At 69.7% G+C, this 16,761-nt stretch carries 15 protein-coding genes; 3 read left to right on the plus strand and 12 right to left on the minus strand.

Features of this window, described 5'->3' with window-relative positions; translation table 11 throughout:
• Positions 1-173: 173 nt before the first annotated feature.
• From coaD to FX134_RS03595, 5 genes are all read right to left on the minus strand, one after another.
• A complete protein-coding gene (gene coaD, locus FX134_RS03575; protein WP_080797684.1) occupies positions 174-650 on the minus strand; it encodes a pantetheine-phosphate adenylyltransferase in 477 nt (158 codons plus the stop codon).
• Positions 647-1,237 (minus strand): 16S rRNA (guanine(966)-N(2))-methyltransferase RsmD, encoded by a 591-nt coding sequence (rsmD, locus tag FX134_RS03580; protein ID WP_080797688.1) that lies wholly within the window; start codon positions 1,235-1,237, stop codon positions 647-649. Before rsmD ends, coaD begins: the two co-directional genes overlap by 4 nt.
• 7 nt (positions 1,238-1,244) lie before the next feature.
• Positions 1,245-3,455 carry an ATP-dependent DNA helicase RecG gene (locus FX134_RS03585; protein WP_080797691.1) on the minus strand — a complete coding sequence of 737 codons (2,211 nt, stop codon included), beginning with the start codon at positions 3,453-3,455 and terminating at the stop codon, positions 1,245-1,247.
• 232 nt (positions 3,456-3,687) lie between these two features.
• Positions 3,688-5,319 (minus strand): DAK2 domain-containing protein, encoded by a 1,632-nt coding sequence (locus tag FX134_RS03590; protein WP_080797694.1) that lies wholly within the window; start codon positions 5,317-5,319, stop codon positions 3,688-3,690.
• Positions 5,320-5,407: 88 nt separating this feature from the next.
• Complete coding sequence (locus FX134_RS03595; RefSeq protein ID WP_080797698.1) at positions 5,408-5,755, minus strand: Asp23/Gls24 family envelope stress response protein; 348 nt, start codon at positions 5,753-5,755, stop codon at positions 5,408-5,410.
• Between the two features lie 224 nt (positions 5,756-5,979).
• Here FX134_RS03595 and rpmB point away from each other — a divergent pair, with 224 nt between their 5' ends.
• Positions 5,980-6,171, plus strand: coding sequence for a 50S ribosomal protein L28 (gene rpmB, locus FX134_RS03600; RefSeq protein ID WP_080797701.1), 192 nt, complete (start codon positions 5,980-5,982; stop codon positions 6,169-6,171).
• Positions 6,172-6,823: 652 nt separating this feature from the next.
• Here rpmB and FX134_RS03605 read toward each other — a convergent pair.
• The 5 genes from FX134_RS03605 to rpe are packed head-to-tail and all read right to left on the minus strand — an operon-like array spanning position 6,824 to position 11,306.
• The gene (locus FX134_RS03605; protein WP_080797704.1) at positions 6,824-7,543 is read right to left on the minus strand and encodes a zinc ribbon domain-containing protein; all 720 of its coding nucleotides are present in this window, start codon (positions 7,541-7,543) and stop codon (positions 6,824-6,826) included.
• A 49-nt stretch (positions 7,544-7,592) separates the two neighbouring features.
• A complete protein-coding gene (locus FX134_RS03610; protein ID WP_080797706.1) occupies positions 7,593-8,498 on the minus strand; it encodes a Nif3-like dinuclear metal center hexameric protein in 906 nt (301 codons plus the stop codon).
• Between the two features lie 56 nt (positions 8,499-8,554).
• Positions 8,555-9,367 carry a histidinol-phosphatase HisJ family protein gene (locus FX134_RS03615; protein ID WP_080797709.1) on the minus strand — a complete coding sequence of 271 codons (813 nt, stop codon included), beginning with the start codon at positions 9,365-9,367 and terminating at the stop codon, positions 8,555-8,557.
• A 13-nt stretch (positions 9,368-9,380) separates the two neighbouring features.
• Positions 9,381-10,592, minus strand: a complete 1,212-nt coding sequence (locus tag FX134_RS03620) for a cysteine desulfurase family protein (RefSeq protein WP_080797711.1) — start codon at positions 10,590-10,592, stop codon at positions 9,381-9,383.
• A complete protein-coding gene (gene rpe, locus FX134_RS03625; protein WP_080797714.1) occupies positions 10,593-11,306 on the minus strand; it encodes a ribulose-phosphate 3-epimerase in 714 nt (237 codons plus the stop codon).
• Positions 11,307-11,986: 680 nt separating this feature from the next.
• On the opposite strand from rpe, the gene FX134_RS03630 reads away from it, so the two are divergent.
• Both FX134_RS03630 and FX134_RS03635 read left to right on the plus strand, forming a co-directional pair.
• Positions 11,987-12,475 carry a methylated-DNA--[protein]-cysteine S-methyltransferase gene (locus tag FX134_RS03630; RefSeq protein ID WP_080797717.1) on the plus strand — a complete coding sequence of 163 codons (489 nt, stop codon included), beginning with the start codon at positions 11,987-11,989 and terminating at the stop codon, positions 12,473-12,475.
• Between the two features lie 58 nt (positions 12,476-12,533).
• The gene (locus FX134_RS03635; RefSeq protein ID WP_080797719.1) at positions 12,534-14,561 is read left to right on the plus strand and encodes an NAD(P)H-hydrate epimerase; all 2,028 of its coding nucleotides are present in this window, start codon (positions 12,534-12,536) and stop codon (positions 14,559-14,561) included.
• Between the two features lie 522 nt (positions 14,562-15,083).
• On the opposite strand, the gene FX134_RS03640 is transcribed toward FX134_RS03635, so the two are convergent.
• Both FX134_RS03640 and plsY read right to left on the minus strand, forming a co-directional pair.
• On the minus strand, positions 15,084-16,085 hold the full coding sequence (locus tag FX134_RS03640) for an NAD(P)H-dependent glycerol-3-phosphate dehydrogenase (protein WP_080797723.1): 1,002 nt from the start codon (positions 16,083-16,085) through the stop codon (positions 15,084-15,086).
• 1 nt (position 16,086) lies between these two features.
• Positions 16,087-16,755 (minus strand): glycerol-3-phosphate 1-O-acyltransferase PlsY, encoded by a 669-nt coding sequence (gene plsY / locus FX134_RS03645; protein WP_080797726.1) that lies wholly within the window; start codon positions 16,753-16,755, stop codon positions 16,087-16,089.
• Between the last annotated feature and the right edge of the window lie 6 nt (positions 16,756-16,761).

Here is a 16,761-nt window from a genome sequence, read left to right on the forward strand (position 1 = left end):
CGGGTACCTGGCGCGCATACATCCCCACATTCTAGCATGGAAGCGGGGAATGCCAAGCTCCACTGCACAAAGCGTGCACATCTTACCCGGTCGGGGCGCTGTCGGGGCGCTGTCGGGGCGCTGTCGGGGCGTAGCGGGCGTGACGCCGTCCCCCTGTCACGCCCCCGTCCCGCTTAGGCGAACTTCCCTTTCAAAGCCTCGGCCACGCAGGGGGGGACGAACTGGTCCACGTCGCCGCCGAGGCTCGCGATCTCGCGCACGATGGACGACGACAGGTACATGTACTGCGGCGGTGACATGATGAACAGCGTCTCGAGCTCCTGGTTCAACTGGTAGTTCAAAGCCGTCATCTGGAACTCGTACTCGAAGTCGGTGATGGCGCGCAGGCCCTTCACCACCACGGTGGCGTCCATCTTCGCGGCGAAGTCCACCAGCAGGTCGTTGAAGGGCTCCACGCGCACGTTGGGCAGGTGGCTCGTGGCCTCGCGCACGAGCCCCGCGCGCTCCTCGAGCGTGAACAGGGGCTGCTTCTTCGGGGAGGCGGCCACCGCCACCACCACCTCGTCGACCAGCTGGGCCGCCCGGGTGATGACGTCGAGGTGCCCGCTCGTGATGGGATCGAACGTGCCGGGCGTCAATGCTCGCTTCATAGTAGGCTGTGCTCCTTCGGTTTCATGATGTCCACGACAGTATCGCCGTACTTCTTGCGTTGCGCAAGGGACAAACCCGCCCCCGCGGCCGCGTCGTCGGCCTCCGCGCACGTCGCCGCCCCGTGCTCGTACACCACGAGCGCATCGTCCGCGAGCGCGCCGTCCTCGGCGAGCGCCCGCACGACCCCGAGCGCCTCGGCCGCCGACAGCGCGTAGGGCGGGTCGAGGAACACCAGGTCGAAGGGCGCCCGCGCACGCGTCGGCGGGCTCTTCAGCACGTCGGCGCGGCAGACGCGCGCGCGGCGCGGATCGAGGCCGAGCGCCTTCACATTGCCGCCGAGCGCCCGCAGAGCCTCGCCCGCCCGCTCGTAGAACCACGCGCTCGCCGCCCCCCGGCTGAGCGCCTCCAGCCCGAGCGCGCCCGATCCCGCGAACGCGTCGAGCACCGCGGCCCCGTCGAAGCCGCCGCGGGCGCTCGCCACCACGCTCATCATGGACTCGCGCACGCGATCGGTGGTGGGGCGCGTGCCGTCGCCCTTGGGGGCCTTGAGCGGCCGGCCCCGGAACTCCCCTGCGATGATCCTCATGTCCTCGTCAGCCTCCTTGCACGGCGCTCTCGTCGGGGAAGGCGCGGCGCACCTCGCGCGCGAGCACCCGGTGGGCGGGCTGCTCGAGGCGCGGATCCTCTTCAAGGATGGCCGCCGCGTCGGCATGCGCGGCCTCGATGATCTTGCCGTCGCGCACCACGTTCACCAGCTTGAGCCCGCTCGCCCCGTGCTGGCGGTTGCCTAGGATGTCGCCCTCGCGGCGCAGCGACAGGTCGAAGGCGGCCAGCTCGAAGCCGTCGTCAGTGCGCTCCATGGCGGCCAGGCGCGTGAGGGCGGCGTCGGACTTCGAGGCCGACACGAGGTGCACCTGCGCGTCCTTCTCGCCGCGGCCCACGCGCCCGCGCAGCTGGTGGAGCTGCGAGAGGCCGAAGCGATCGGCGTCCTCCACGATCATGACCGTGGCGTTGGGCACGTCCACGCCCACCTCGATGACCGTGGTGGCCACGAGCACGTGCGTCTCGCCGTCGCGGAAGCGCTGCATGACGTCCTGCTTCTCCGTGTTTCCCATGCGCCCGTGCAGAAGCTCCACGCGCCAGTCGGCGAACACGGTGGATTGCAGGTAGGCGGCCTCCTTCGAGGCGGCGGCCACGTCGTCGCCCGCGAGGTCGGCGTCGTCCTCGATGCTGATGGCGGCGAACTCATAGGCCTCCTCGTCGGCCTCGCGCCGGCGCGCGCCCGCGGCCTTGGCGTCGCGCTCCTCGCCGTCCTTGCCGATGAGCGGGCACACCACGTACACCTGCTCGCCGCGCGCGAGCGCCTCCCGGGCGGCGTCGTAGGCCCGGCCCCGGTCGGCCTTCTGGTGCACGAACGTGGCCCGGCGCGCGACATCGTGCGGGCGCCGCTTCAGATACGAGAGCGTGAGGCTGCCGTAGAGCGCGAGCGCGAGCGTGCGCGGGATGGGCGTGGCCGTGAGGTAGAGCGCGTCGGGCGCGTCGCCCTTGGCCAGGAGCCTCGCGCGCTGCTCCACGCCGAAGCGCTGCTGCTCGTCGATCACCACGAGGGAAAGGCGGCGCGGGCGCACGTCGTCCTCGAGCAGCGCGTGCGTGCCGATGAGCACGTCCACCGTGCCGGCCGCGAAGCGCTCGAGGATGGCCTCGCGCTCGATGGCGGAGGTCGAGCCGGTGAGCACCTCCCAGGTGACGCCCGCGGCGTCGAAGAGCGGCCCCAGGCTCTTGCCGTGCTGGCGCGCGAGCACCTCGGTGGGCGCCATGAGCAGCGCCTGAGCGCCCGTGTCCGACGCGGCCGCCAGGGCGAACGCGGCGACGACCGTCTTGCCGGTGCCCACGTCGCCCAACAGCATGTGGTTCGCGGTGCGCGGCGCGGCCAGCTCGGCGAGGATGGCGCGCCGAGCCTCCTTTTGCACATCGGTCAGCTCGAACGGAAGCGCCGCCGCCAGGGCGGCCACGCGCGGGCCGTCCGTCACGTGGCGCACGGGCTCGCGGCCGTCGGTGCGCTCGCGCTCCTCGCGCATGAGCATGAGCTCGAGCAGCAGCACCTCCTCGTACGCGAGCCGCCGACGCGCCTCGGCCGCCTCGGCCATCGCGTGCGGGAAGTGGATGCACGAGAGCGCCGATGCGCGGCTCATCAGGCGGTACTTCGCCCGCAGCTCGAGGGGCAGCGGGTCGTAGAGGCCGCGCGACGCTTCCAGCGCGTTGCCCACGAGCCGCCGCATCCACGCCGCCGACACCTTCTCGCACGCCGGGTGCACGGGGATCACCATGCCCTCGGCCCCGCCGCCCTGCCCCTCGTCGAGCGCCTCGAGGTAGGGGTTCGTCATGCGCTTGAAGCCGTAGTTGAACTCCAGCTTGCCGGCCACGGCCACGCGCATGCCGGGTTTCAGCTGGTCGGCGAGCCACGGCTGGCGGAAGCACGTCACCAGCAGCACGCCCGTCTCGTCCACGAGCGAGATCTCCACGAGCGACAGGCGCGGCTTGGGGCGCTTGAGCTTCACCTCGTGCACCGCGCCCTCGATGGTGCACGACTGGCCGATGACGGCCGAGGCCACCGTCTCCTTGGCCGACAGGTCCACGTAGCGGCGCGGGAAGTGGGTGAGAAGGTCGCGCACCGTGCGGATGCCGAGCCCCTCGAGCGCGCGGGCCCGCCCCGGGCTCACCAAACGGACGCGCCCGACGGGTTCGTCGAGCGCGAGCGTGGCCGCCAGGCGGTCGGGCGTGTTCGTGTCAGGCGCTTTCGGCAAAATTCAACTTCCTCGTCGCTAGCCTCTTGTCATCCTGAGCGGAGGCGGCGAAGCCGCCGGAGTCGAAGGATCCCGTGTGGCGCCAGCTGCGGCGCTTTCGGCTATCGCCGCGCGGGATCCTTCGACTCCGCGCTGCGCGCTCCGCTCAGGATGACAAGAGGGGGGGGCGCTGCTCCGCCCGTTCGGGATGACAGACGCGGCGCTTCGCTCGCTCAGGATGACAAAATACGCTCTACTCCACGGACATCACGATGGGGTACAGGGGCTGGTCGCCGCGGTGGGCGTCCACCTCCAGCTCGTCGTAGGCCTCCTCGATGCGCGCCACGAGCGCCTCGAACGCCTCGTCGGAGAGGTCCTCGCCCGCCAAGATGGTGAGCGTGTCGGCGTCGGCGGCCTCCATCGTGTCCAGAAGCGACATGACCACGTCCTCGGTCGTGGAGCCCACGGCCTCGATGGCCCCGTCGGCGATGCCGATGACGTCGCCCTCCTTGATGGGGTTGTCGTGCGCGTCCTTGGAGTCCTTGATAGCCGTGGTGACCTCGCCGGTCTTCACCTCGGCGTAGGCCTCGGTCATCGACTCGACGTTCTCCTCGAGGCTCGCGGACTCGTCGAAGCCGAACAGCGCGGCGAACGCCTCGGGCACGCTGCGCGTGGGCACGACCGCGCATGGCGACTCGGACAGCTCGCAGGCGCTCTGGGCGGCCATGATGATGTTCTTGTTGTTCGGCAGGATGATGACGGCGTCGGCGTTCACCTTGCCGGCCGCGTCGAGCAGATCCTTCGTCGAGGGGTTCATGGTCTGCCCGCCGGACACCACCACGTCCACGCCCAGGCTCTTGAGGATCTTCGCGTTGCCCTCGCCCGCGGCCACGGCCACGAACCCGAGCGGCTTGCGCTCGGCGGCCTCTTCCGAGGCCAGGGAGTCGGTGCGCGCGGCGCTCTGCAGCTGCATGTTGTGGATGTGCACCTCGGAGATCTGCGCGCCGTGGTTCAAGAACCAGCCGAGCACCTCGTCGGGGCGGTTCGAGTGCACGTGCACCTTGAAGTTGGGATGCATGCCCACCATGAGGTCGCAGTCGCCCATCGTGGGCAGGAAGTCCTTGGCCGCGTCCTCGTCGATGTCGTCGGAGTGCACGAGGAACTCGGTGCAGTAGCGGAACTCCGAGCCCTCCCAGTCGTTGATCTGCTCGATCTCCACCTTGCCCGCGCCGCCGCGCGCGAACGCCAGCTCGTCGCGCAGCGGGCCCGTCTTGCCGGTGAGCGCCGAGGCGAACGCGTCGAAGAAGATGGCCAGGCCGAAGCCGCCCGCATCCACCACGCCGTTCTCCTTGAGCACGGGCAGAAGCTCGGGCGTGCGCCCCACCGACGCGTAGGCCTCCTCCACCACGGCCTCCAGGGCCTCCTCGGGCGCGAGCTTCTTCTTGCGCGCGCGCTTGGCGGCGGCGGCGCTGTCGCGCAGCACGGTGAGGATGGTGCCCTCCACCGGCTTGCGCACGGCCTGGAACGCGACGTCCACGGCCGATGAGAACGCCGCGTCGATGCCGACGGCGTCCAGCTCGTGGCCCACGCTGCCCTCGCACAGGCCGCGCAAAATTTGCGAGGTGATCACGCCGGAGTTGCCGCGCGCTCCCATGAGGGCGCCGGTCGTGATCGCCTTGCGAATTTCCGCGCCCTCCGCCCCGATGGGCAGCCGGGCCAGGTTCTCGACGACGGTCTCGAGCGTGAGCGACATGTTCGTGCCCGTGTCGCCGTCGGGCACCGGGAAGACGTTGAGGCGGTTGATCTCGTCCTTGCGCTCGCTTAAGGTCTTGCTCGCGGCGGCGATGGCGTTGAGCAGGTCGTTCGCGGTATAGGATTCTGACATTGCTTATCTATTCTCCTTTTAGCGTACACGCCGCGGCGCGCCGCCCCTCTCTCCAAGGCAGCCGCGCGGCTCGTCGAAGGCGGTGGCGCTACTTGCGCACCTTGACGCCCTGCACGTGCACCTCGACGCCGTCGAGGGGGACGCGGGCGTACTCGGTGAGCGCGAACGAGACCTGGTCGATGAGGTTCTGGGACACCGTGTTGATGTTCGTGCCGTACTCGATGACCACGTAGAGCTCCACGTGCACGCCGGCCTCGGTGGTGGTCACCACCACGCCGCGGCGTAGCCGGGAGGCCGGGAGGATCTTCGCGATGCCGTCGACCGCGTTAGGGGCGGCCATGCCGACGACGCCGTAGCATTCGAGCGCGGCGTTGCCGACCATGTCGGCCAGAACATCGTTGGCAACGTGGAGGTTGCCTGGTATCGTATCGCTCATGGCATTCCTTTCACGGCGCGGACCGAGGGCCGCGCACGACGAAAACCTGTTCAAGCAGTATAACGCATGGCCTCGCGGTCGTGCGACGCGCCTGATCGGGACGGAAAGTATAATACACGAAAAATTCTTGTGACCTCTTCAGTTTATGTGCTATAGTATGAGGGCTTTTTTGTCAACAACGGCCGAGAGCCGACGAGCAACCAAACGTCAATGGAGTGAGAACTATGTCGAAGGTCTGTGAAATTTGCGGTAAGGCGCCGGTCGCGGGGCGCAGCATCAGCCACTCGCATCGCGTGTCGAACCGCTGGTTCCGTCCCAACATCCAGAAGGTCACCATCAAGGATGCCAAGGGCCGCGTCCGCAAGGCCAACATCTGCACGAAGTGCATGAAGGCCGGCAAGGTGGAGCGCGCCTAAAGCGCAATCTCCCAGGTCGAACCCGAAAAGCCCGCTCGCGCGGGCTTTTTTGCGTTGGGGGGGGGTTGCCATTCGCCCGCCCCATTCGCCTTGGCGAAGCCCCTCCCTGGTCTATGCCAACCCTGGTTTGACGGCGAAATCGGATTTGGTGGCAGTTTTTGACGGAAATCTGCGATTCGATTATGGCCGCTCAAAGCGGGTTTGCGGAGGGTAAGACGGTGAACAGGTGAAACGCTAGCAGCTTGGCAGCGCGCCTGCGCGGCGCGTCACTTCCGGGGCGATCCGACGGCGGATTTCCGTCAAAAACTGCCACGAAATCGGATTTTCCGTGCACGCAAAGGCGTTGCGGGCAGCGCGTGTTCGGACCGCCAGTCCTCCGGCTTCAGGTCGCCCTCGCGGATGAGGGTAGCTTTGCGCATGGCGGCTAGTGAGACAAAGGAGCGGGGTAATCGTCTCATTCGCTCTGATCAATCGGGCGCTTGCGCATCTTCCCTACGGATCAACCCATGAGAAACGACCAGGCAGAACTTTTGCGTTCAACAAGTAAGATGTCGCGGGTTGGCGGCAAGGGCAGAGCCCTTGCCCTACGAAGCGAGTCAAGCTGCGCTTTCAATGGCAAAGCGCACCTGTCGGAATGAGACGACCCCGGAACCTACTCCAGGATCAGCAGGCGGCCGCAGTGGGGGCAGGGGGCCAGGTTGCCGGCGCGGCGCATGTCGATGAGGCGGCCGCCCTCGATGGCCATGCGGCACACGCCGCAGCTCTCGCCCTGCAGGCGGCCCACCGCGACGCCGCCGGTGCGGGCGGCCGTCTTCTCGTAGGCGTCGAGGAGCTCCTTGGGAAGCGACGAGGACAGCATCGCGCGCTCGGCCTCGGCGCGCGCGATCGAGTCCTTGAGCGCGCCGCCCTCCTTCACGAACGATTCGGTGGCCTTCTGCTCCTCGGCGTCGAGCCCGGAGAGCATCTGGCCCACCTGGGCGATCACGCCCTCGATCTTCGACAGCTCCTCGCCCACGGCCGTAAGCTCGGCCTCCAGCGTGTTGCGGCGCTTCGCGAAGCCGTTGAGCTCCTTGGTGCGCGCCTCCACTCCGCGGTAGTCGCCGCGCGCCGCGTCTATCTCCTCCTGCGCGCGCCGCTGCTTGTCGGCGAGCGCCGCGTCCTCGTCGCCGATGACCGAGAGCTTGCGCTCGGCCTCGGCGCGCAGCGCGTCCAGCTGGTCGCGTTTCTGCCCGACCGCCTTCTTCTTGGAGCGGGCGTCGAGGATGGCCTTGCGCTGCGGAAGCGCTTCGAGCTTCTTCCGGGCGCGCAGCACCTCGAGATCGATGTGCTGCATCTGGAGCAGCGTGGCGAGGTCGTCGGTGTCTATGCGCATGCAAGTCCTTTGTTCGCGTCGGAGCGCCGTGCGTGCGGCGCTGTCCCCATTATACCCGCACCGTCTCCGGGTAGGTCCAGGTATCCCGCTCGGCGAGCGCCCTCACATAATCGGCGGGAACGCCCACGGCCTCCACGGCGCTCGCGAGCACGCTCACGAGGGGCAGCTCGCTCGTGTCGTGGCCGAGGTCGATCACCGCGAGGCCCGCCTGCGAAAGCTCCAGCGCCTCGTGGTACTTGATCTCGCCGCACACGAGGCAGTCCGCCTGGACGTCCAGGCACCTGCGGCCCAAATCGCCCGCCGAACCCGTGCACGTGACCACGCGGTCGAGGTCGCGCGCGAAGTCGCCCCACACGCGCGGGGCGCGCGCGAACACCGACGTGCAGCGCGCCGCCAGCTGGCCGAGCGTGAGGCCGTCGTCCTCGCCGAGGGAGCACACCTGGCCGTAGCCCTTCTCGCTCGAGCCGGGCAGGGGCGAGAGCACGCGCTCGAAGACGAGGCTCAGCATGCCGGGCAGCACCCGCTGGGCGCGGGCGCTCACGTCGAGGGAGGTATGGAAGGCCATGAGGGACACGCCGCGCTCGATGGCGCGCCACACGCCCGCGCCGGGGTTCGCCGCCGCGGACGAGGCCGGCCTGAACGAGTCGGGCGGCGCGAGGAACGCCGGGTGGTGCGTGATGAGCACGTTCGCTCCCGCGTCGGCCGCGGCGTCGATGGCGGCCACCGTGGGGTCGAGCGCCACCGCCACGCCCTCGACGAGGCGCGCCGGGTCGCCCACCGCCATGCCCGTGCGGTCCCACGCCTCGGCATCGGCCGCGGGGAACTCCGCGAGCAGCGCCCGCTCGAGCGCGCCCGTGGTGATCGCCGTCGTCGGCTTTGCCAACGTGCCCGACGCGCGCTGCGCGAGGCCCCGCTCGCCCTGCGCGCCCTTCTGCTCCTTCTTCGCTGCAACCATGCTCATCAGTCCTTTCGGCTTCGGCCCTCATCCCGCGGCATGCAAGCCGTCGGAACCTACAGGTCGATGATAATCTCGCGGCGCCCGCCATCGGCTGTCGGCACCGTTACCGTTCGATAACCCGCTCGCGCCATCAGGCGGTAGCCCTCCTCGATATCGCGCGCCACATGCTCGGGCTTGTGCGCGTCGGTGCCCACCGTGCACGGCACGCCCGCGCGGCAGAAGGCCTCCAGGAGCGCCGGCGCGGGGAACATCTCCTTGCAGGCGTAATAGGAGCCCGACGTGTTCACCTCCACCATGCGACCGGCCGACGCGACCGCCTCGGCCGCCTCCTCGTAGAGGGGACGGGGGTCGAAGCTGGGATAGAAATTGAACTTCTTGGCGAGGTCGGGGTGCGACATCACCTGGAACGGGCCGTCGGAGGCCGCGGCCTCGCACCATACCTCGAAGTAGCGCCGCCAGATGGCGTCGGCGCCCACCTCGTCCCAGCGGCCGCGCTGCGCGGGATCGTCGAAGGGCCAGCGGTCGACGAAGTGCACCGAGCCCAGCACCAGGCCGAACGGCTCGAAGTCCTCAGGGCTCAGGTCGCGGTCCTCGTCGTCGCCGAGCCAGTCCAGCTCGCAGCCCGCGATGACCTCGATCTCGGGGTGCGCCGCGCGCGCGGCCTCGATGGCGGCCAGGTACTCCCCCGTCCGGCCCGCGTCCATGGCCAGGTAGTGGCGCGCGTCGAACGCGTCGGTGAGGGGATAGTGCTCCGTCACGGCGATGGTGGTTATGCCGGCGGCCGCGGCGGCGGAGACGAGCTCTTCAACCGTGCCCTCGCCGTGGTTCGTGAAGCAGGTGTGCGTGTGGGTGGTGACCAGTTCCATGGCGTGCGGGCTCCTATCGGTTCCAGGCGAGGCTCGCCTCGAGCGCCTCGGCGAAGGCGTCGACGTCCTCGCGCGTCGTGTAGCGTCCCATCGAGACGCGCAGGGCGCCGTGCGCGCGGTCGGCGTCGATGCCGAGGGCGCGCAGCACATGGCTCGGCTCGAGGGAGTGCGACGAGCAGGCCGAGCCCCCCGACACGCCGAAGCCCTGCATGTCGAGGCGCAGGATGAGCGTCTCGCTCTCCAGGCCGTCGCCGAGCACATGCACGATGTTGGGCAGGAAGCCGGCGCTGCCGGGATCGACGCGCACGGTGGCCTCGACGCCCGGGAGGGCCGCGAGCCGCGCGTAGAGCGCGTCGCGAAGCGCGCGCAGGCGAGGGGCCTCTTCGTCGAGCATGCCCGTGACCGCGTGCGCGGCGGCGGCGAACCCGACGGCTCCGGCCACGTTCTGCGTGCCGCTGCGCCGGCCGTCCTCCTGGCCGCCGCCCACCGCCTGGGGCTCGAAGGGCGTGCGCGCCTTGAGGTAGAGCGCGCCCATGCCCTTGGGGCCGCCCACCTTGTGGGCCGAGAGCGACGCGGCGTCCACGCCGAGCGCGCCCAGATCGAGCGGGGCCTTGCCGAGCGCCTGCACGGCGTCGGTATGGAAGAGGGCGCCGGCGGCGTGCGCCGCGCGGGCGAGCTCGGCAATGGGCTGGATGCTGCCCACCTCGGAGTTCGCGGCCTGCACCGACACGAGCACCGTATCGGCGTCGAGCGCGGCCTCGAGCGCGGCGGGCTCCACGAAGCCCTGGCGGTTCGGCGCGAGGCGCGTGACGCGGAAGCCCTCGGCCTCCAGGCGCTTGGCGGGCGCGAGCACCGCGTCGTGCTCCACGGCGGTGGTGACGAAATGCGGGACGAAGCCGGCCCCCGCGCCCCGGCGGCGTCGCTCGGCCGCGGCGGCCCGGGCGATGCCGAGCACGGCCGCGTCGTCGGCTTCGGTGGCACCGGAGGTGAGCACGATCTCGGAGGGGCGGCTCGCGCCCAGGTCGCGCGCGAGCGAGCGGCGCGCCGCCTCGAGCGCCTCGAAGGCCGCGCGGCCGGGGCCGTGCAGCGAGTTGGCGTTGCCGCCCACGGACAGGTTCGCGCGGCCGGGAACCTGGTAGGGCGCCATGGCGGCCGCGGCCTCCTCGCACAAGGGCGCGGTGGCGGCGTAATCGAGGTAGACGTAGGTTTCCGGGTCGAAGGCCATCTAGCGCGCCTCCCCAGCGGATGCGGCCAGGGCCGCCAGGCGCGCCTCGTCGGCTGCGGTGGCCACGGCTGCGAGCGCAGCGGCCGGGTCGTCGGCGGCGAACACGGCGTTGCCGCACACCAGCACGTCGGCCCCCGCGGCCGCCACGAGCGGCGCCGTGGACACGCCGATGCCCCCGTCCACCTGGATGAGGGGCGCGGCACCCAAGGCGCGGGCCATCTCCGCGATGCGCGCCACCTTGCCCTCGCTGCCCTCGATGTAGCTCTGGCCCGAGAAGCCGGGCTCCACGCTCATGACGAGCACCATGTCGAGGTCCGCGAGCACCGGCGCGAGCGCGCCGACCGACGTGCGGGGCTTCACGCTGACGGCGGCCTTGGCCCCGGCCGCGTGGATGGCCTCCACGGCGCGCGCGAGCCCGTCGGCGTCGAGCGCCTCGGCATGCACGGTGACGGAATCGGCTCCCGCGTCGAGGAACCAGGGCAGCTGCTCGAGCGGGTTGGATATCATGAGGTGCACGTCGAGCGGCAGCGACGTGGCGCGCTTGAGCTGCTTCACCACCGGCACGCCCATGGTGAGGTTCGGCACGAAGTGCCCGTCCATCACATCGACGTGCACGTATCCCGCGCCCGCGCGCTCGATGAGCGCGATGTCGCGCCCCAGGTCCATGAAGTCGGCTGACAAGATGGACGGCGCGATCTTCACCGGTTCGAACATTTCCTGCGCTCCTCCCGTTGTTTTCGTCCCATTCTAACGCAGAGGCCCGCCTGCGCGCACAGGAGCGCAGGCGGGCGGCATAGGAAAACGACACTCTGGGGCGCTATCATTCCCCATCTCGACGCTACCCGAGATTTAGCCTCCGACGCAAAAAGCTCCCTCATGCGAAAGCGACGGATCCCTGAGAGGCCATTCGCTCCCTTAGACGCAAAGAAGGATGGGCGTTTTCCCAGGTCACGAAAATCCCGCTCTACGGGGACGTTCGCACGAGGGACGTTTTCGTGTTGAAACGGTCGAATTCGCTGCACAACCGCCACCATCTCGCTGCACGCGAATCGGGTCATCTCCGCGCAAAAAACCTCGACGTGAAAGAATTCCGACGAGCTGCGCGGGCTTCTGATTCTCGCGACCTGGGGTAACGCCGAGGGGCCTCCGCTCCGGGGAACCGACGCGCGCCCTTTTCCGCCTCCAGGCCTTTCACGTCGAGGTTTTTCGTGTCTGCCGGCCCGGTTTTTCGTGCAGCGAGGAGCGCGGCGGCCGAAACGTCGATCCGCGGGCGCGCGGGCTCGAACTGCGTTTGTCGAGATTTGATTGCGGGGGCGGCGGAGAGGCCCGCATCCATCGGAGCGGCGGGCGGCACTGCTATAATGAACCCGACCCGACTGGAAGAAGGTGCCCGCATGCACGCCCCCTGCCCTACGCACTTCGTCTACCAGACTCCGCTCGGCCGGCTCACCATCGCCTCGGACGGCGCCGCCATCACGGCCATCGCCTTCGGCGAGGAGGAGCTTCCCGGCGAGCGGCACGCCACCGAGCTCACGAACCGCGCCGCCAACCAGCTGCAGGAGTACCTGGCCGGCAAGCGCCGCGCCTTCGACCTGCCGCTCGCGCCGGCGGGCACCGAGTTCCAGAAGAAGGTGTGGGCGGCGCTCGCCGACATCCCCTACGGCGAGACGCGCTCCTACAGCGACATCGCCGCAGCCATCGGCAGCCCCCGCGCCTGCCGGGCCGTGGGCGGCGCCAACAACAGAAACCCGCTGCCCATCGTGGTGCCCTGCCACCGCGTCGTCGGCGCGAACGGCTCGCTCGTCGGCTACGCGAGCGGCACCAAGATCAAGGCGTTTTTGCTCGACCTCGAGCGGCGCGCCGTCGCGGGCGACGCCGGCTGATCGACGCCCGCATCCCCGCACCCCGTCCGTCCCGATCCGAAAGGCCCCGCCCCCCGCCATGAACGTCTACGTGTCCAACATCGTCTTCGCCGCCGTCTCCTTCCCGCTGATCGCCTTCGTCATCACGCTGCCCTACCTCATCTACCAGTTCCGTAAGTTCGGCTCGGTGCCGTGGCTGCGCACGCTCATCGTGTACTCGTTCGTGTTCTACCTTCTGTGCGCGTACTTCCTCGTGCTGCTGCCCCTGCCCGAGGACCGCATGGCCGTGGTGCCCTACGCCCAGACGCCCCAGCTCGTGCCGTTCAACTTCCTGCGCGAGTTTTTGGCCGAGACGACGTTCTCCATCGGCGACCCCTCCACCTGGCTGGCCACGCTGCGCGATCCCTACGTCTACGAGGCCCTGTTCAACGTGCTGCTGCTCGTGCCGCTGGGCATGTATTTGCGCTACTACTTCCGGCGCAGGTGGTGGCAGACGCTCGCGATCGGCCTTCTGGTCACGCTGTCCTTCGAGCTCACGCAGCTCACGGGCCTGTGGGGCGTCTACGCGCATCCGTATCGGCTGTTCGACGTGGACGACCTCATCATGAACGCGCTCGGCGCCATGGTGGGCTTCTGGATGGTGGGGCCCGCGATGCGCGTGCTGCCCGACATCCGCCTCGTGAACGAGGAGGCGCGCGAGGCCGGCGTGCGCGCGAGCGTCACGCAGCGCGGGGTGTCGTTCCTCATCGACGTCATCTGCGTGTTCGCCGTCTCATGCCTGCTGGTGTTCGGCGTGGCCGGATCGGGGATCGCCGACAAGCTGGTGGCGCAGGAGGGCGTTTGGAACGTCGCGGCGTACGGGCTCGACCTGCTCGTCTTAGGGACGTTCTTCGTCATCGTGCCCGCGCTCACCCGCGGGCAGACGCTCGGGCAGAAGCTTCTGCACCTGCGCATCGTGCGCTCGGACGCGTCGCCGGCCCGCTGGTACCAGTACCTTGCGCGCTACGGCCTGCTGTACCTGATGATCTGGGGGCCCTTCGCCGTCTTGAGCGGCCTGATGGGCCTCGACTCGTCGAGGTCCGGCGAGATGAACGCGGTCGCGGCCTTCGCCGCCCAGAACCAGCAGGCCCTCTTCTGGGTCTGGGTCGCGGTCATGGCCGCGTGGGCCGTCACCCTCGTCGTGCGCGCCGTGCGGGCCGCGATGGCGAAGCGGCCGTTCGTCATGCTCAACGGGCTTCTGTCCAACACGCGCGTGATGACCGTGAAGGGCGTCGAGCTCGAGCGCGACCGGCGGCGCGTGTACGATGTGGCCGAGGTGGCCGCCATCGAGCGGCGCATCGCCGAGGCGGGCACGCCGCTCTACGACCTCATGGAGCGCGCCGGCGCAGCGACGGCCGACGCGGTGCGCACGCACGTGCCCGACCCCGCGCCCGTGGTGGTGCTCGCCGGCGCGGGCAACAACGGCGGCGACGGCTGGGTGTGCGCGCACGCGCTCGCCGAGGCGGGCTACCCCGTGAAGCTCGTGACGCCCGATCTGGCCGAGCGCATCAAGGCCGAGCCGGCGCGCTCGGCCGCGCTCGACGCGTTCGCCGACGCCTCGGCGCGCAAGCTGCCCCTGAGCGTGCTCGTGGCGCCCGACGCCGACGTGCTCGCCGAGGCCGTGGACGGGGCGGAGGCCGTCGTGGACGCGCTTCTGGGCACGGGGTTCAACGGCAGCGAGGTGCGCGAGCCTCTCTCCTCGTGGATCGAGGCCGCCAACCGCCGCCGCTTCGAGGGGTCGCGCGGGAAGGGCCGCGGAAGGCACCGCCGACGCGTGAACGACCGGGGCGACCACGTGCGCGGGATGCGCCGCGCGCTGCCCGAGCGCGCGAAGGACGCGCCCTTCGCCGTGGCCGTGGACGTGCCGAGCGGGCTGTCGGCCCAGACCGGCGTCGCGGCCCGGCCCTGCTTCGCCGCCGATCTCACGGTGACCATGCTCGCGTACAAGCCGGGGCTCGTGGCTCCGGTCGCCCGGCGCTGGACGGGCGCGGTGCGGCTCGCGAAGCTCGGAGTGGACGCGGCGGCGTACGCCGACGAGGGCGTCCTGATCGAGGGAGAGGATGCGTAAGGGAGCTCCCCCGCAAAAAAGGAGCGCCTCCGGGATGGGGGGGGTCCCGGAGGCGCTCGTGCAGTGCGCACTGAGGAGAAGGGGAAGGTGCGCATGCTCATGGCCCGTCGGAGGTTTTGAGAGAGTGAGAGAGAGGGGGGTTCACACGAGAGACGAGACGACGGGCACTCGGATAGGTTGTCAATGCCGCGCTTCCGCTTGGCGAAGACTAAGATACCCGTGCCCGCCCATCGGCGCAACACGCCCGCGCCTTCGGTGAACCCCCGGTCAACGCCTTGTTGCCACGCCGTGGATTGCGCTGCTTGTCATCCCGAGCGAGCAAAGCGCCCTGCCTGTCATCCTGAGCGAGCGGAGCGAGTCGAAGGATCCCGTGCGGTGCCAACCGTGACGCTTCCTGCTGGCGCCGCACGGGATCCTTCGACTCCGGCGGCTTCGCCGCCTCCGCTCAGGATGACAAAGGGGCCGGCTTCGCCGCCTCCGCTCAGGATGGCAAAGGGGCTGGCTTCGCCGCCTCCGCTCGGGCTACAGGCCGTAGAACTCCGTCGTCAAGGGGCGGCTCGTGAGGGTCTTGGCCACCTCGCGGGGGTCGGCACCCTCCCATACCACGCTGCGCACGACATCGGTGATGGGCAGCTCCACCTCGTAGGCATCGGCCAGCGTCTCGAGCGTCTTGCACGCGAGCGCGCCCTCCACCACCATGTGCGTGCGCTCGGTGAACTCCTCGAGCGTGCCCCCCTCGGCCACGAGCTTGCCGAAGCGGCGGTTGCGCGAGTGCTCGGAGGTGCACGTGGCCACGAGGTCGCCCGTACCCGCGAGCCCCATGCACGTGATGGCCTGCCCGCCGCAGCGCACCACGAGCCGGCTCATCTCGGCGATGCCGCGCGTCATGAGCATGGCGGCCGTGTTGTCGCCGAACCCGATGCCGTAGGACACGCCCACCGCGATGGCGATGACGTTCTTGAACGCGGCGCACAGCTCCACGCCGATGACGTCGTCGCTCGCATACGTGCGGAAGGTGTCGCTCGCGAACAGCTCCTGGAAGAACGTCGCCGTGCCCGCGTCGGGGCTCGCCACCACGGTGCCCGTCGGGATGCACCGGATCACCTCGGAGGCGAAGTTCGGGCCCGAGAGCACCGCGAGCCGCGCCGCGTTGCCCATCTCGGCCTCGAACACCTCCACGGGCAATAGACCGCTGCCCTCCTCGACGCCCTTCGAGCAGATGATGACGGGGAACTCCGAGTCCACCACGTCGGCGAGCGCGCGGGCCACGCCGCGCATAAGGTTCGACGGCGTGACGATGACGGCGGCCTTCGCGCGCAAAAGCGCGTCTTTGTACGAGAGCGTGGCCACGATGTTCTCAGACAGCTCGACGTCGCTCAGATAGCGCGGGTTGCGATGCTCGGCGTTGATGGCGTTCACCACTTCGGGCTTGCGGGCCCACAGCCCCACGTTGCACCCGTTGCCCGCCAAAACCTGCGCAAGGGCGGTGCCCCACGACCCCGCCCCTATCACGGCAACCTTCACGTCAGCCCTCCTGCGATTTCTTCTTGTCGCCCACGCGGCTCTCGGTGCCCTCGCGCAGACGCTTGATGTTGCCGCGATGCGCCCACACCACGGTGAGGCCCGCCAGCGTGCACATGGCGAAGGCGATCCAGTCGCCCCAGAAGTAGTACAGCGAGAAGAACGGGCATGCCACGGCCGCCGCGATCGACCCCACCGATACATGGCGGGTGACCAGCACCAGCACGATGAAGATGGCCAGCTCCAGGCACGCGCCCACCCAGCCGAACGTCACGAACAGGCAGCCCACGGCCACGGCGATGCCCTTGCCGCCCTTGAAGCCGAGCCACGGGCAGAAGATGTGGCCCCACACGCAGCCGAGGAACGCCACGGCCAGCATGGTGTCGTAGCTCACGAGCGCGCCGGGCACGAGGCCGCCCCCCGGCAGGAAGTTCCAGGCGAACGCCCACGCGAGGAAGCCCGACAGCAGGCCCTTGCCGAAGTCGAGCACGAACACGGCGTAGCCGCCCACCTTGCCCATGGTGCGGATGGCGTTGGTGGTGCCGATGTTGCCCGAGCCGTGCTCGCGCAGGTCGGTGTGGTAGAACACCTTCGAGATGACAAGCCCCCAGGGGATCGACCCCAGAAGGAACGCCGCGACGAACAGCGCGGCCGCAACCAGCAGATCCTGCATTTCGCC

This window comes from Arabiibacter massiliensis, from assembly GCF_902386925.1.
In the GTDB taxonomy this organism is placed as follows: Bacteria; Actinomycetota; Coriobacteriia; order Coriobacteriales; family Eggerthellaceae; genus Arabiibacter; species Arabiibacter massiliensis.